Source organism: Providencia sp. PROV024 (assembly GCF_032709665.1).
Taxonomy (GTDB): Bacteria; Pseudomonadota; Gammaproteobacteria; order Enterobacterales; family Enterobacteriaceae; genus Providencia; species Providencia huashanensis.
Window position 1 is genome coordinate 2091295 of the sequence record NZ_CP120545.1, and the last position, 15529, is coordinate 2106823.

Annotated in this window: 14 protein-coding genes; 11 read left to right on the plus strand and 3 right to left on the minus strand. The window is 38.4% G+C overall.

All coding sequences use genetic code 11. The annotated features are described in order from the left end of the window. Positions 1 to 56 precede the first annotated feature (56 nt). The 8 genes from tsaB (at position 57) to P3L56_RS09720 (ending at position 11400) form a co-directional block, all read left to right on the plus strand. Positions 57 to 755, plus strand: coding sequence for a tRNA (adenosine(37)-N6)-threonylcarbamoyltransferase complex dimerization subunit type 1 TsaB (gene tsaB / locus P3L56_RS09685; RefSeq protein WP_048607136.1), 699 nt, complete (start codon positions 57 to 59; stop codon positions 753 to 755). Between the two features lie 244 nt (positions 756 to 999). Beyond that, positions 1000 to 1596 carry a Slp family lipoprotein gene (locus tag P3L56_RS09690; RefSeq protein WP_042843877.1) on the plus strand — a complete coding sequence of 199 codons (597 nt, stop codon included), beginning with the start codon at positions 1000 to 1002 and terminating at the stop codon, positions 1594 to 1596. A 420-nt stretch (positions 1597 to 2016) separates the two neighbouring features. Then, on the plus strand, positions 2017 to 3705 hold the full coding sequence (fadD, locus tag P3L56_RS09695) for a long-chain-fatty-acid--CoA ligase FadD (RefSeq protein WP_042843876.1): 1689 nt from the start codon (positions 2017 to 2019) through the stop codon (positions 3703 to 3705). 85 nt (positions 3706 to 3790) lie between these two features. Continuing rightward, complete coding sequence (gene rnd, locus P3L56_RS09700; protein ID WP_042843875.1) at positions 3791 to 4912, plus strand: ribonuclease D; 1122 nt, start codon at positions 3791 to 3793, stop codon at positions 4910 to 4912. A 469-nt stretch (positions 4913 to 5381) separates the two neighbouring features. Beyond that, entirely contained in the window at positions 5382 to 6065 is a 684-nt protein-coding gene (locus tag P3L56_RS09705) for a Slam-dependent surface lipoprotein (RefSeq protein ID WP_210832151.1), read from the plus strand. A 438-nt stretch (positions 6066 to 6503) separates the two neighbouring features. Beyond that, positions 6504 to 7553, plus strand: a complete 1050-nt coding sequence (locus P3L56_RS09710) for a surface lipoprotein assembly modifier (RefSeq protein WP_272686004.1) — start codon at positions 6504 to 6506, stop codon at positions 7551 to 7553. A gap of 18 nt (positions 7554 to 7571) precedes the next feature. Then, positions 7572 to 10562: a TonB-dependent receptor domain-containing protein gene (locus P3L56_RS09715; RefSeq protein WP_210831838.1), complete on the plus strand. Its 2991-nt coding sequence runs from the start codon at positions 7572 to 7574 to the stop codon at positions 10560 to 10562. 61 nt (positions 10563 to 10623) lie between these two features. Beyond that, on the plus strand, positions 10624 to 11400 hold the full coding sequence (locus P3L56_RS09720; protein ID WP_166684902.1) for an energy transducer TonB: 777 nt from the start codon (positions 10624 to 10626) through the stop codon (positions 11398 to 11400). A gap of 84 nt (positions 11401 to 11484) precedes the next feature. Here P3L56_RS09720 and minE read toward each other — a convergent pair whose 3' ends face one another. From minE to minC, 3 genes are read right to left on the minus strand one after another with little or no spacing between them, the layout of a single operon-like run. Beyond that, the gene (minE, locus tag P3L56_RS09725) at positions 11485 to 11769 is read right to left on the minus strand and encodes a cell division topological specificity factor MinE (protein WP_042843873.1); all 285 of its coding nucleotides are present in this window, start codon (positions 11767 to 11769) and stop codon (positions 11485 to 11487) included. A gap of 3 nt (positions 11770 to 11772) precedes the next feature. Further along, on the minus strand, positions 11773 to 12588 hold the full coding sequence (gene minD, locus P3L56_RS09730) for a septum site-determining protein MinD (RefSeq protein ID WP_042843872.1): 816 nt from the start codon (positions 12586 to 12588) through the stop codon (positions 11773 to 11775). Between the two features lie 23 nt (positions 12589 to 12611). Next, positions 12612 to 13313, minus strand: coding sequence for a septum site-determining protein MinC (minC, locus tag P3L56_RS09735; RefSeq protein ID WP_042843871.1), 702 nt, complete (start codon positions 13311 to 13313; stop codon positions 12612 to 12614). Between the two features lie 129 nt (positions 13314 to 13442). On the opposite strand from minC, the gene P3L56_RS09740 reads away from it, so the two are divergent. Genes P3L56_RS09740 through P3L56_RS09750 form a run of 3 tightly spaced genes read left to right on the plus strand, consistent with a single transcriptional unit; the run spans position 13443 to position 15528 of the window. Next, on the plus strand, positions 13443 to 13712 hold the full coding sequence (locus P3L56_RS09740) for a YcgL domain-containing protein (RefSeq protein WP_042843869.1): 270 nt from the start codon (positions 13443 to 13445) through the stop codon (positions 13710 to 13712). Positions 13713 to 13759: 47 nt separating this feature from the next. Further along, on the plus strand, positions 13760 to 14848 hold the full coding sequence (locus tag P3L56_RS09745) for a lytic transglycosylase domain-containing protein (protein WP_210831837.1): 1089 nt from the start codon (positions 13760 to 13762) through the stop codon (positions 14846 to 14848). 23 nt (positions 14849 to 14871) lie between these two features. Beyond that, positions 14872 to 15528: a fumarylacetoacetate hydrolase family protein gene (locus tag P3L56_RS09750; protein WP_042843866.1), complete on the plus strand. Its 657-nt coding sequence runs from the start codon at positions 14872 to 14874 to the stop codon at positions 15526 to 15528. Position 15529: the final 1 nt, after the last annotated feature.

The window sequence follows — 15529 nt, forward strand, 5'->3', positions numbered from 1 at the left end:
TGTTAATATGCATAACATCTTTTAATCAAAAATTATTAATTTGCCGGAGTTTAGGCATGTCGACCCGTATTCTTGCTGTTGATACAGCAACCGAAGCATGTTCAGTTGCACTTTGGTGTGATGGTGAAATCATTTCACGCTTTGCTATTTCCCCTCGTGAACATACACAAAAAGTTTTACCCATGGTTGAAGAGGTTTTGGCCGAAGCAGGTATGGGGCTAAACCAGTTAGATGCATTAGCATTTGGTCGTGGCCCGGGTAGTTTCACGGGGGTGCGCATTGGTGTAGGGATAGCACAAGGGTTAGCATTAGGTGCTGATTTGCCAATGATTGGTGTTTCTTCATTAATGACTCTCGCTCAAGGTGCATTACGTCTCACGGGGCAAACGCAAGTCCTAGTTGCCATTGATGCACGTATGTCTGAAATCTATTGTGCTCAATATCAATATGTTGTAGATAGGCAATGGTTAGGTGAAGGCACAGAAGCTGTTCTACAACCTGATGACTTTAAAGCCCAATTCACCTCATTGACTGGGCAATGGTGCTATGCCGGTACAGGTTGGGCAGCTTATCCAACATTATTAGCCAGTGATAAGGCATTGAGTGATAGTCAGGTGACGTTACCTGATGCGCAAGACATGCTGCCAATTGCTGCACAGTTATGGCAACAAGGTAAAGCGATTGCAGTTGAAAATGTAGAACCAACTTATTTGCGTAATGAAGTGACTTGGAAAAAATTGCCCGGTAGAGAATAAGTTCAGCAGAAGTCATCAAAAATTGAATTGGCTGTATCTTATCACTAAATATATAGCCAATTTATTATCTAATTTAGGTAATACATAATATCTTGATAAATTAAAATACAAATCGAATTGTTTAAAAAGATAGGTTATTATTAAAAGGTAATGTATGCCTGTTTAACATATTGTGTTGTCTCAAATTAAGACTATTTTAAACAACACAATATAAAATTATACTATTGCTAATCGGAGGTGGTCTATGAATATTGAATTAAACTGCCGCACTGCACTTAAAGGTCTTTTTGTCGCAAGCGTATTAGCACTAACAGGGTGCGTCTCGATACCCGCATCAATTCAAGGGTCGGTACAAAACCCTACGGATAACTTAACATCCGTACAAAATGCACCTGAAATGTATATTGGTCAAGAGGCACGCTTTGGTGGAAAAGTCCTTGCTGTGGCAAATGAGCCGACAAGGACTCGCTTAGAAATTGCGGTGATGGCATTGAGTAAATACGATGCTGCACCTGAACTCAATGCTCCATCTATTGGTCGTATATATGCTTATTTGAATGGCTTCCGTGAGCCGAGTGATTTCACTAATCGTTACGTCACGGTAGTCGGTAAAATCACTGGTGAACAACCAGGTAAAGTCGGGCAAGTTCCTTACAAATATGTCACTTTAGATGTGACAGGTTTTCAACGTTGGAATATTGCACAAAGTGTTATGATACCACCGAGTGGGCCGTGGAATTATGGCTACTACGGGGACCCTTACTATTATAACCATCCTTGGGGGTGGGGATATGGCTATCCAGGCGGCCCGGCTCAGGTTCACACTTACTTAACTGAGTAATATTTTATCTCTGTTTTTGAACTTAAGACTCACTAAGTAAAAAGGAAAAGGCTGTTACCTTTAAAGTAATGGCCTTTTTTTGTGCTTGAAGATAAATAATGGCGTTCTTCGGCAGTCTTTTATACCACTAAAACTATCTTTTTTTGATATGGCAAGTTATTAAGCATCGATAAGCTCTCCAAACTTAGTGTAGTTCGGTGTATAATTACGTTATCTTGTATAGATTTACATCTATTTAATTAATCTTAAGACAAACAAGGCGGCATAGACCGCCTTGTTTTTTCTTAGAAGAATAAAATTTATTTAGTGATAGAGGTCTCAACCTTGACATTGTCTGTTTTTCAAACTGGTACGCTGAGTTAATAATTTGTTAAAACATGTGTTGAGTATAATAAATTCACTAAATTCAGGAGTAACATTTTGGAAAAAATCTGGCTAAAAAATTACCCTACTGATGTGCCGGAAGAAATCAATCCTGATCGCTTTGCCTCTTTGGCTGAGTTACTTGAAAACGCGGTTTCTCAATATGCTGATCAGCCTGCATTTATCAATATGGGCGCAGTCATGACTTATCGGAAGCTGGAGGAAAGAAGCCGTGCTTTCGCTGCTTATTTGCAAAATGGGCTTGGTCTAAAAAAAGGGGATCGTGTTGCATTAATGATGCCGAACCTCTTGCAGTACCCTATTGCTTTGTTTGGGATATTGCGGGCAGGTATGGTAGTGGTGAATGTTAATCCACTGTATACACCGCGAGAACTAGAACATCAACTAAACGATAGCGGTGCAGCAGCGATTGTGATTGTGTCGAATTTTGCTCATACGCTAGAAAAAATTGTTTATAACACCAAAGTTAAGCATGTCATTTTGACGCGAATGGGCGATCAACTCTCACGACCAAAAGCGACCATTGTGGATTTTGTTGTTAAGTATGTGAAACGCTTAGTTCCTAAATACAATTTACCCGATGCCATATCATTTCGTCGTGCAATGCATTATGGCTATCGTATGCAATATATTAAACCAAACATTGCAGGTAGTGATTTGGCTTTCTTGCAATACACGGGGGGAACAACAGGGGTTGCCAAAGGCGCGATGTTAACCCATCGCAATATGTTAGCGAATTTAGAACAAGCGAGAGCAGCTTACGGCCCTGTGTTGAAGTTTGGGGAAGAGTTTGTTGTGACTGCATTACCTCTTTACCATGTATTTGCGCTGATGGTGAACTGTTTGTTATTCATCAATGTTGGGGGAGTCAATTTACTTATAACTAACCCGCGTGATGTACCAGACACGGTGAAGCAATTAGGGCGTTATCCTGTTACATCCATTACTGGGGTGAATACATTATTTAATGCATGGCTTCATAATGATGAATTTAAGAAATTGGATTTTTCACGTTTACGTCTTTCGGTTGGTGGGGGGATGCCAGTACAAAAAGCAGTGGCTGAAAAATGGCAGCAGCTCACCGGGAAACATTTGCTTGAAGGGTATGGTTTGACAGAATGTTCACCATTAGTGACGGGGAACCCCTATACCTTAACGTCTTATAGTGGAAGTATTGGTTTACCTGTTCCATCAACTGATGTTAAATTCCTTGATGATGATGGTCATGAAGTTGCCATTGGTGAACCCGGTGAAATGTGGGTAAAAGGCCCTCAGGTTATGAAAGGGTATTGGAATCGCCCTGACTCAACCGCGGAGGCCATCGTTGATGGCTGGTTAGCAACAGGGGATATCGCTGAAATAGATACTGAAGGCTATATTCGCATTGTTGATCGCAAAAAGGACATGATTATTGTTTCTGGTTTTAATGTTTATCCAAATGAAATTGAAGATGTCATTTCGGCACACCCTGATGTGATTGAATGCGCTGCAATTGGTGTTCCTAGCGAAAGTACAGGGGAAGCCGTTAAAGTGTTTGTTGTGACGAAAAATACGAATTTAACTGCTGATGAACTTAAAACCTTTTGCCGTCGTTCGTTAACCGCGTATAAAGTGCCTAAGTTATTTGAATTTCGTGATGAATTACCAAAATCTAACGTAGGTAAAATTTTACGTAAAGATCTGCGTGATGAAGAAAAATTGCAAAGAGATAAAACACCAGTATGATGATGGTTTAGTCTCATAAAGATAATAAGTAACGCCGGTTTATACCGGCGTTACTGTGATGAAAATATAAAAAGAGAAACTTGTTTTGAATTATCGTTTAGTAACTACAGATAGTGAACTAGCCCAAATATGTCAAGAAGCGAGCCATGCGCCATGGCTTGCGTTGGATACCGAGTTTGTTCGTACCAGAACGTATTATCCTCAATTAGGTTTGCTACAGCTGTATGATGGAAAGCAAGTTTCGTTGATTGACCCGTTATCAATAACGGATTTTAGCCCGTTCAAAGCACTTTTGACTAACCCAAATCAAATTAAGTTCTTACATGCGGGCAGTGAAGATCTCGAAGTCTTTATGCATGATTTCGGCTGCGTTCCTGAACCCATGATTGACACGCAAATTATAGCGGCTTTTTTAGGGTATCCTATTTCGTGTGGTTTTGCGTCGTTGGTATCAGAACATCTGGGAATTGAGTTGGATAAAAGTGAGTCTCGTACTGATTGGTTAGCGCGCCCATTGAGTGAAAAACAGTGTGATTACGCAACAGCGGATGTGCTGTATTTACTACCATTAGCTGAAATCCTGATGGCTAAAGTGATGGAGGCTGGGTATTTAGAAGATGTTAAAGATGAGTGCCAACGTGTTGTCGCTCGTCGTCAAAAAACACTCAAACCGGAAAAAGCATACCTAAATATTCATAATGCTTGGCAATTACGTGATGAACAACTCGCGTGTTTACAGTTACTCGCGGCATGGCGATTAAATCAGGCAAAAGCTCGTGATATGGCAATTAACTTTGTTGTAAAAGAAGAGCACTTGTGGAAAGTGGCTCGTTTTTTACCGGGTTCTCTCGGCGAACTTGATAGCTTAGGTTTGACGGGGCAAGAAATCCGTTGTCACGGTAAGCGTTTGTTAGCTATTGTGGATCAAGCTAAAAAACTTGATGCAAGCCAATATCCTGCACCTGTGGCAAATATTACTGAACAAAGTGAATATAAAAATCTCTTTAAAGAAATTAAAGCTATCGTCAAAGATATCGCTGAAAATGAAAAATTTAATGCAGAATTATTAGCCTCAAGAAGGCAGATTAACCAGTTACTTTCTTTACATTGGGGGCTAAAAACTTCGGCAACGCCCCCTGAGCTTCTCGATGGTTGGCGTGGAAAGTTGCTTGCAAAACCTATTTCAAAGTTACTAACAAACGTATAATCGTTTAAGGTACAGGGGGTTTTCCCTTGTACCTACTAAAAACATCCTTTTCAGTTATATTATCATTTCATTTAATCACTCTAACAAATAAATTCTAGTTAATCGCCTGCTATATTTAAATAAAAATTGGTTTTTAATTAAATTTACTCTTAAAAATAAACAAACAAAAAAGAGTAAAGGGGGATAATATAATTAATTACTATAAGGTTATTTTTTAATAAACTGAAAATAAACCATTATTTTTGTTTTTCACCAAATAATAAAAAAGCTAATTATATTAAGCTTATTTGTAAATGAAAGGTGATTTCATATACTGACATCTACGCATTAAAGGAAAATATAATATTTTCTTAATGTGCATTTTTATTTAACAAGGTAAGTTAATTTCTATTGAAAAGGACCCAAAAAATGAAAAAAAATATCGGTATTAACATTAGCAGTTACATTCTCTGTATTTTTTAGTAGCACTATGGCTGAAACCATCTCAGGGCAAAGCCAAAGTTATGATAATAATATGGTAAATATAAGAATAGATGAAACTGAATCAACAATGGGACCACACGGTGGTGCGTTAGGTACCCCCGGTATTGGTTATCGAAGCATAGCAGGAGGAAAAACTATATCATTTTCAGGCTTAAAAAGTAGTGATATTAAGAAGCCTGATAATGTTTATCTTCTTGATGGTACTACTATACCACATGGTAACATGGGCAAGTTTCAATTTAGTCAGGTTGCGGATGCCGAAGTATATTTCGGTGATTGGTCACAGACAGGGGTAAACGGTGATACAACACACACAGCTTATTTCTCGGGTGAGAACGCGATGAGTGAGGTTCCATCTAGTGGGCAAGCCAATTATACCCTAGAAGGAATCAACCAATTTGATGGTGAAACAAAACTAATAGGCTCATTCACGGCTGATTTTAATCATAAGTCGTATAAAGGCTCATTAAAAGGGAAAACATTAAGTATTTCGATGGGGGGGAATATTGCAGAGCAAGGGAAATTCAGTGGTAATGCTATAGCGAATGATACAATAACAGGTAGTAGTATGGGGCAGTTATTTGGCGATAATGCAGAGCAAGTTGCAGGTATTACTTCATTTAAGGGGCATGAGCACTTAGATACCGCATTTGGTGGCAAAAAAGACTAATAATTAAACTTAAATAAAGACAAGTAGGCAAAATATTATTTTGTCTGCTTTTTTTATCACTAAAGAATAGGTTATTTATGGTCGTATATATTAAGTATATAATTGGTTTTATTATTGTAAGCTCATGTGATTTTGTAACCCCAATATTTGCGGTGCAACAATTAGACGAACAATTTATTAGTATTTTAAGTGTAGATAATAATGATAAACATGAACTGAAAATAAAAAAAAACAAAAAATAATGAAAAAAACATCGACGAACTTGGGTTTATTCTTTATGATCTTGTTCGTAAAAAAGAGTTTGATAAAATAGAAACTATAATTTTTCTTTATAAAAGCGATCATCAGCATGATGAAAACCTAGTTAAATATATTTACGCTGAAAAGGCACTGGTAAGGCGAGAGTATGAGATAGCGATTGGTTTTTATAATGAAATTTTGGCTGTACAGCCGGATTTACCCTTAATTGAAATAAAGCTTGCACTTGCACTTATTGGTATTAAGCGCTATGAAGATGCTTTATTGGTGTATCAAACATTGCTAACCAAGTATAAAAATAAACTATCAGTAAGCCTGAGTAATTTCATTAGTAGTCAAATAATTTTACTGGAAACTAAAAATCATTGGCAGGGTACGATTAAACTTGGTGCAAGCTATGATTTTAATTTAAATGAAGCATCCAATAGTAATAATATTTATTGTTTTCGAAGCAAGTGTATGGGGAGTAGTAAAAAGGCGATAGCTGGTGGGGAATGGCATTATTCTATTGAACTATCGAAACGCTATGCATTATTAGGTAATCATGCTGGGCAGTTTTCGTTTAACATTGTTGGGTTAGAACCGATGAAAACAGTGTCCACTAAAAAAATAAGTGTTTTACTCAATGGAGGCTACCAGTTTGAAGGTGCAAATAAAAAAATACAGTTGTTACCGATTGTTGAAACTAAATGGCATGATAATCAATATCATAGTTTGAAATTAGGGGCACGGATAGCCGTAGAATACGAATTTACGCCTCAAGTAATATTATTCGGGGGGGTAGAGTTAAAAAATAAAAATTATATTGATAAATATAACTTTAATGATGGTAATAAACTCTCTTATTCACTGATTAGTGGTTATTTTCTTAATCCAAATCTATTATTTTTTTCAGGGATAGATGTTATCAAGAGGGAGAAAAAATTCAAAAGCGACAGTTATCTGCAATATGGAACAAAAATTGGGCTATTAACAGTTGTCGACCCCTATAAGTTATTGGTTGTTACTGGTTATAAATATACAGAGTTTAAGCAGTTTGATGATTATTTGAATACAAAAAGAAGTGATCATAATTGGTATTTGAATACACAACTGACATTAGAAAAATACAAAGTATTAAGCTTTACACCGGCGGTGTATTTTAATAGCCAAATAAATAAAAGTACGGCTCATATTATTTATTCTTTTAAGCAAAGTGAAGTTGGTGTCAATTTTAGCAAAAAATTCTAATGTTTAGCGGAAGGAATAATGAAAGTAAAGACAGTAATAGCGATTAATATTGCGACAGGGTTGTCTGTTTGTAGTATTCCTAATTTATTGTATGCACAAGAGCGTGAAAATATCGGTTCTATCATAGTTAATGATAAAACAACCACAATTAAACAGCGCGATAAAAAAGGGGCTGATGATCAGTATGATAAAGATGAATCGAATATCTATATCAGTAAGGAAGAAATCGAGCGTTATAAGGGGACAAACCCAGCCGACACTATCAACCATGCTGTTGGGGTGTATAGTGGTGATGCCCGCAATAGTGGGGCGTTAGATCCTAACGTACGGGGTATTCAAGGGCAAGGGCGTGTTCCTGTTACGGTTGATGGTACTGAACAGGCTATCACGGTTTGGCGTGGTTACAATGGTGCTAACAACCGTAATTATATTGACCCGAACATGATTAGTCGTATTAGGGTGATGAAAAGCGGGGGACTCAGTCGTGATGTGCGTACTTCGACAGGTGGGGGAATCGCAATAACAACTATTGGTATTGATGATGTTGTTGATGCAGATGAACAATTTGGGTTTGATATCAAGTTAGAAACCAGTAGTAATTCAACAAAGCCGAGAATTCGTCAGGTAAATTATGGTGTGGATTATCGGGATGACAAACGCCTATTAGAAACACTGGATTATAAAAAATTTCGCGGGATCTATTTCCAAGACTCCCAAGTCCTTGTTAAACCTCGTTCTAGAGGGAATGCCAATTTCTTTAATTTACAAGATAAAGCGGCACGTTTTGCCATTGGTACACGGCAAGAAAAATTTGACCTTATGTTAGCCTATAGTTATCGCAACCAAGGTAATTATTTTGCGGGAAGTCGTGGGTCAGGCAAATATACAGGTGAGATTATTACTTATGACCCAGCTTCGCCACAGAAATCCATTGACCCCTATATGCCATTTGTTGCCAAAATTTATGCTCCCAATAAAGAGGTTGGTAACACGTCTAATGAAATGTCTACATTATTAGCAAAATTAAATCTTATGCTGCCTAATGCACAAGATTTGTCTCTTGGTTACATGAGAACAACCAGCCACTATGGTGAAATCATGCCATCACAGATCCGCTATCATGATTTAACTGGCAGTATCCCACAGTGGTCTTTAGCTAATTTAACCTTAAATACCTTTTATGCGAATTATTCTTTCAAACCGGAATCTATGGATTGGGTTGATTTTCGTTTAGGGTATTGGCTGACGAAAATGGATTTAAATTCGAATACGGCGGGAGGTCAGCCTAGGGAGCCTATGCAAAGAGATTGGTCTTATGAATTTAAAACTCGACCTCGCTTAGCTGAGCTCAATGGTACATTAGTCAATGGCATTAAATTAAGCCAGCTTAATGATCGTTATGGTATTTCGTTATCCAATAAATTTCAATTAGCTCCTGAGTTTAAAATCACATTAATAGGAAATTTAATTGATGAAAAGATAGGGAGTAGAGACGATGTGTATAATTCAAATACAGTTCCGATAAGTGGTTTATTCCGTGCGGTTCCAAGGGAAGGTAAACGCAGGGAATACAATGGTGCAATAAGGCTTGATTGGCAACCAACAGATTGGTTAAGCCTTAATGCAGGGGCTCAATATATTAGCTATTGGTCTAGGGACACTTTAAAAGAAAGAAGGGTAGCGGCAAAAGACATAAATTTTGCTCGAGTCAGTCAGGTAACAGCTAGAAATTTTCGGTTAACCCGTGTGTTAACAGCCGATGAATTTAAACTAATACAGAATTATGTTAATAGTAAGGGACAAAGTTTTGCAAGCATAAAAGATAAACTACCATATGATACAAAGGTCTTGATTGAAGAAGCTTTAGGCATGCCGAAACATTCTTTAATATGGGCAAGTAATATGAAAGGAAAACGCGAATTTAGAATTGCGGGAAAAGACTACATAGTTAAATGGAAGGCCGATACCAACAACCGCTTTATGCGAAAAAATAATCCTTTTTATAATGGTGAAGTTGATTTAAAAGAAGAGGTTATCGACCCAGTCACTGGTTTGACAGCGAAAAAATATGGATTGACTGAGTTAAATAAAAGGAAAGATAAAATTAAATTTACAGAGGTTGAAAAATTTAAAGCCCCGAAAAGAAATGAAGATTCAGCTTGGGCGCCAGCCTTTGGTATAACTGCATATGTCACGGATAATGATCGTCTATTTGCCCGTTATTTAGAAACCGTTAGGATGCCAAGTCTTTTTGAAGATACTGTTGGTTTTTCGAGCAGTAGAGGTGTTAGTTATGTCCCCCCTACATTTTTACCTGAGCGTAGCCATACTATAGAATTTGGTTATGTGCGCAACTTCCAAGAATTATTAAATGCTGAAAACCACGCTGATTTAAGAATAAATTATTACAATACAGTGGTGACCAATGCGTTTGAGCGAGATATGAATTTGATTTTCACTCAAGTAGATAAACATAAAACAGCAGGGATAGAGCTATTAGCTCGTTATGATAATGGCTGGTTTTTTGGTGATGTGGGGTTAGATTACCGCTTAAAAAACGAAGTGTGTGATGAAGCGTCATTAGTATCAATGGACCCCTACAATAAATATGGAGGCTCAGAATGCACAACTGCAGGGTTTCCAGGGGGGTATTTACGGACTCAATTACAACCTAAATACAGTATTCATACTAACTTAGGGTTACGTTTCTTAGATGAAACGTTGGAAGTGGGTAGTCGTATGCGTTATCACAGTAGGGCGAAAAATGAAGATGAAGAAGCGATGATAAATAAATACCCATATCATTTTGCACCTTTAAATAATAGCCCAATGCATTGGAATGCTGTTTTTACTACAGATGCTTACGTCAATTTCCAAGTGAATAAAGACCTATCATTAGAGCTCTTAGCGACTAACTTATTTGATGAATATTATATTGACCCATTAACACGTAGCATGATGCCTGCGCCAGGTAGGGCAATACGTTTTAATTTAACCAGCAGATTCTAACAATTAACCCTTTATGTGGTGAAGTGTGGTCGCATAAAGGGTTTTTTATGTAGGAAAAGAGATGACTTATTCACGTTTTGTGTATGCAGTTATTGTCTCATTACTGCTACATGGTGGGCTAACTTATTACAGTCTACGGAGCAGTTCAGTATCTGCAAAAATATTGGTACCGATTAATTCAGATGTCATAACGGTTGCTCTATCTCAATTACTGGTTGAAAAACAAATCGCTAAAACTGAAGAGCCCCTTGTTGGCTCTGGTGGATTAATGAGTTCGCCAGTTGAATTGGAAAGCGCACTAATTGAGGTCGCAAAAACAAACAGTGAAACGCATAGCGAAGACAGTTCATCAAAAACAAAAATTAATTTGAATAAGCCCAAGAAAAGCTCAGAGAGTGAGAATAAAAAACGGGTCATCTCGAAAGAGATAGTAGAAAAAATAAACCATGATGAAACTGAGCAGCAGTTTAAGGAGGGGGATAACCAAATAGAATCGCTAGCGAGTGGGGAACAAGGGGAGCAGAAAACGAGAATGGTGGGCGATAATAGCAATGATATTCGGTTAAATTACCTTACAAGAATACGTAATGAGTTAGAACGCCATAAAAAATACCCACGGCGAGCGAAAATGATGAATAAGGAGGGCCATGTTGTTGTTCACTTTGAAATTACACCGCAAGGGGAGTTAACTAATGTTTATATTGTGAGGTCTGAACATAGTGAAATGTTTGGTAAAGCAGTACTTGACGCAACTAGACGTTACAGATCTGTTGGTGTAAAACCTGAAGGTGTTAATGCATTGAACAGCCTAACAATTTATTTCTCATTAGAGAAATAATAAGATAGAAAGACTGGCATCACAGCGATGTAATGCTTGGGTTGAAAAGCAAGCCGCCATAGTAAATAGCGGCTTCTTTGCAAATTATTTTTCAGCTGTTGAACTTTTTATTTCGTCACCTTCAGGTAACGTAACATTGAGCTCTAGAACAGAGATATCATCGCCTTTTTGTTCAAACTGCACTGATAACATATCAGGGTCAACCTGAACATATTTACAAATAACTTGCAGAATATCGCGTTTCATATCGGCCAGATATGGGGGTTCACTATCACCACGGCGACGTTCTGCAACGATGATTTGCAATCGCTCTTTTGCGATATTCGCTGTCGGTTTTTTTCTCGACAGAAAGAAATCCAATAAAGCCATTATTTATCCCCCAAATAGGCGTTTTAAGAAACCTTTTTTCTCTTCTTCAATGAAACGGATAGGGCGTTCTTCGCCTAAAATACGTGCAACACAATCATCATACGCTTGGCCCGCTTCGGACTCAGTATCTAAAATAACGGGTTCACCTTGGTTAGATGAGCGCAGTACCGATTGATCTTCAGGAATAACACCAATTAAAGGAATGCAAAGGATTTCAAGTACATCTTCCATACTTAGCATATCACCGCGGGTAACACGGCCTGGGTTATAACGAGTCAGTAGTAAATGTTCTTTAATTGGCTCTTCACCTCTTTCAGCACGACGTGATTTAGAGGCTAAAATACCTAAAATACGGTCAGAGTCACGGACGGAAGAAACTTCTGGGTTTGTAGTAATAATAGCTTCATCAGCAAAGTAGAGCGCCATTAATGCGCCACTTTCAATACCAGCTGGTGAGTCACAAACGATAAAGTCAAAGCCCAAGTTATCACTTAATTCATCAAGGACTTTAGCGACCCCCTCACGAGTTAATGCATCTTTGTCGCGAGTTTGTGAAGCGGGTAAAATAAATAGGTTTTCGGTGCGTTTATCTTTAATCAGTGCCTGATTTAGGGTAGCGTCACCTTGGATGACGTTCACGAAGTCATACACTACTCGACGTTCACACCCCATAATAAGGTCAAGGTTACGTAGGCCGATATCAAAATCGATCACTACCGTTTTGTTTCCTTTTTGTGCCAGGCCAGTAGCTATGGCCGCGCTTGAAGTGGTTTTACCAACGCCACCTTTACCAGAAGTCACTACAATTATGCGTGCCATGAATAATTCCTTGTAAATAAGGTCTAAATTAAATATTCGATGTTAAGTTTATTATCAACTAAACGAAGTTTAGTTGCTTTGGCAAGATAATCAGCAGGGATTTGATCGCTCAACCAATATTCACCTGCAATTGAAACTAATTCAGCTTGCAAGTGAGTACAGTAAATCTGGCTTTCAACATCACCAGAGGCACCTGCTAATGCGCGACCTCTCATCATGCCATATATATGAATATTACCATCTGCTAACAGTTCTGCACCTGCGCTCACATTACTTGTGACGATTAGATCACTATTTGGTGCGTAAATGCGTTGCCCAGAACGAACAGGGGTATTTATAATTCGAGTTTTACGATACAGCGGCTCAGTTTGAACCGTCGTAACCTGAGTTTCAGCTTGCACTTCAACAGGTTTTTGGCTTTTACCTTCATTCAATACCGGTAAACCAACATCATTTGCTTTTTGTCGTAACTGTGGGTCAGTACATCCGCTGACACCGACAATTCGTAAACCAGCTGAAATAACGGACTTGTGAATACTCGATAAGTCTACATTTGGTGATAGTTCAGCAATATTAATTACGACAGGGGCATTTTTAAAGAAGTCAGGAGCTTGACTTACTTTATCTTGCAGCGCTTTTTTGATGAGTTTAGGCTCTTCACTGTATAAGTGAATTACTGAAAGAGTAAAACTGCTGCCTTTAAGTTCTATTGGCGATTGTGGCATCTATCTAGACTCAGCAAATTAAAATTTCCGAAACAATCCTCGGGTGAAGATATTCTGTAAAACAATAGCATGTTATAGTTACTGTATTCTTCAAGCAAGCTAATGAACTAAGAAAAAGAGTTAAATATAATGATTTGTGCAATTTATAGAAGCCCTAAGCGTGAGCAAACTTATCTTTATATTGAAAAGAAAGATGATTTTTCACGGGTTCCTGAGGACTTATTAGCCCAATTTGGAACACCACAATTTGCTATGCTTATTGCGTTGGATAAACGCGACAGGCTTGCCAATGCTGACTTAGCACGTGTTAAGGCCGATCTTATCGATGTTGGTTATTACCTACAATTCCCACCTCCGGTAGAAAATTTGCTTTCAGAACACAAAGAACTGAATAACTGAAGCAAATTAAGAAAATCCTGAAAAGTAATTCTGTCTGGAGGATACGAATGAAACCAACATTATTATATACATTAGTCGCTGGTTTGCTTTTAGCAAGTTGTTCTGCGACACAACCTGAATCCGTGGTAACTCAACCGATTACTGCAAAACAAAACGAGGCAATAATTCAAGAAGTTGCCGCGCTAGATAAAGCATTTCCAATTGAACAACGTGAACCAGAGCAATTTCCCGCCTATGTGGAATTACTAAAAGAACATGCTGTTGCACAAGGGATTAAACCCGCAACGATTGAGCGAGCCTTTGCTAATATACATTTTATAGAGCGAGTGGTAAAAGCAGATAAAGGTCAGCCAGAAAAAAGAGCCACCGTTACATTAGCCAGCTATTTAAAAAATGTCTTGCCACAATCACGGATTAACGCAGGGTATAATAAATACTTAGAAAATAAAAAATTGTTGGATTCCACTAGCCAAAAATATGGGGTGCCACCCCAATTTATTGTATCGTTATGGGGATTAGAAAGTGGATTTGGGCGCTCTCAAGGGAAAGAGGATGTCATTTCTGCTCTTGCGACACTGTCGTTCGAAGGGCGTAGAGAGGCGCTTTTTAGTAAACAATTATTAGCCGCACTTGAAATAATGGATAAAGGCTTCATTCCAGAAGACCAGCAATTGAAAGGTTCATGGGCCGGGGCGATGGGGCAGAGCCAATTTATGCCAACCTCATACTTATCCTATGCCGCAGATGGCGATGGCGATGGGAAAATGGATATATGGGCTAATAAGGCCGATGTTTTTGCCTCTATTGCCAATTACCTATCAACGGAGGGCTGGCAATCACAATTACCTTGGGGTTATCAAGTCACTTTACCTGCTGATTTCAATCGAACTTTGGAAGGCGTAAAAACTGAACAAGGGAAAACAGTGAGCGAATGGCAACAATTAGGTGTTAAATTGCCTACAGGTGCGCAATTATCTCCAGACGTGAAAACATGGGTAGTTATCCCTGATGATCCAGAAGGGAGAACATTTTTAGTGACTGAAAACTTTCGCACCATTATGCATTGGAACCGCTCATATTATTTTGCACTGAGTGTTTGTATGATGGCAGATGGCATCGCTAACAAAATAAAATAATGATAGTAGATAGGAGTCCCCTTATGTATCAACATCGTGATTGGCAAGGTGCGTTACTTGATTTCCCAGCAAACAAAGTAGTTTGTGTGGGTAGTAACTATGCAAAGCATATTAAAGAGATGGGGTCAGCGGTTCCTGAAGAGCCTGTGGTTTTTATTAAGCCAGAAACAGCTTTATGCGATATTACACAATCAATTGTTATTCCAAAAGATTTTGGTGAGGTTCACCATGAAATTGAAATGGCAATTTTAATTGGTATGCCGTTAAAAAATGCTGATGAAGACCGAGTTTCGCGTTCTATTGTCGGTTATGCAGTTGCTCTGGATTTAACATTACGGGATCTACAAGCTAAATTTAAGCAAGCAGGGCAGCCATGGGAAAAAAGCAAAGCTTTTGACGGTTCTTGCCCAATTTCTGGTTTTATTCCTGTTAGTAACCCGAATGACCTACAAAATATTGAGCTTTCTTTGGAAATTAATGGTGAAGTTCGCCAAAGCGGCTCGACGCGTGATATGATCACCCCAATTTTACCACTGATTAGCTACATGTCCCGTTTCTTTACTCTACGTGCAGGGGATGTCATTTTGACTGGGACGCCTGAAGGTGTAGGCCCATTGGCTTCTGGTGATATGCTGAAGTTATCGATAAATGATCATTCGCTGACTACTCGAATTATTTAAT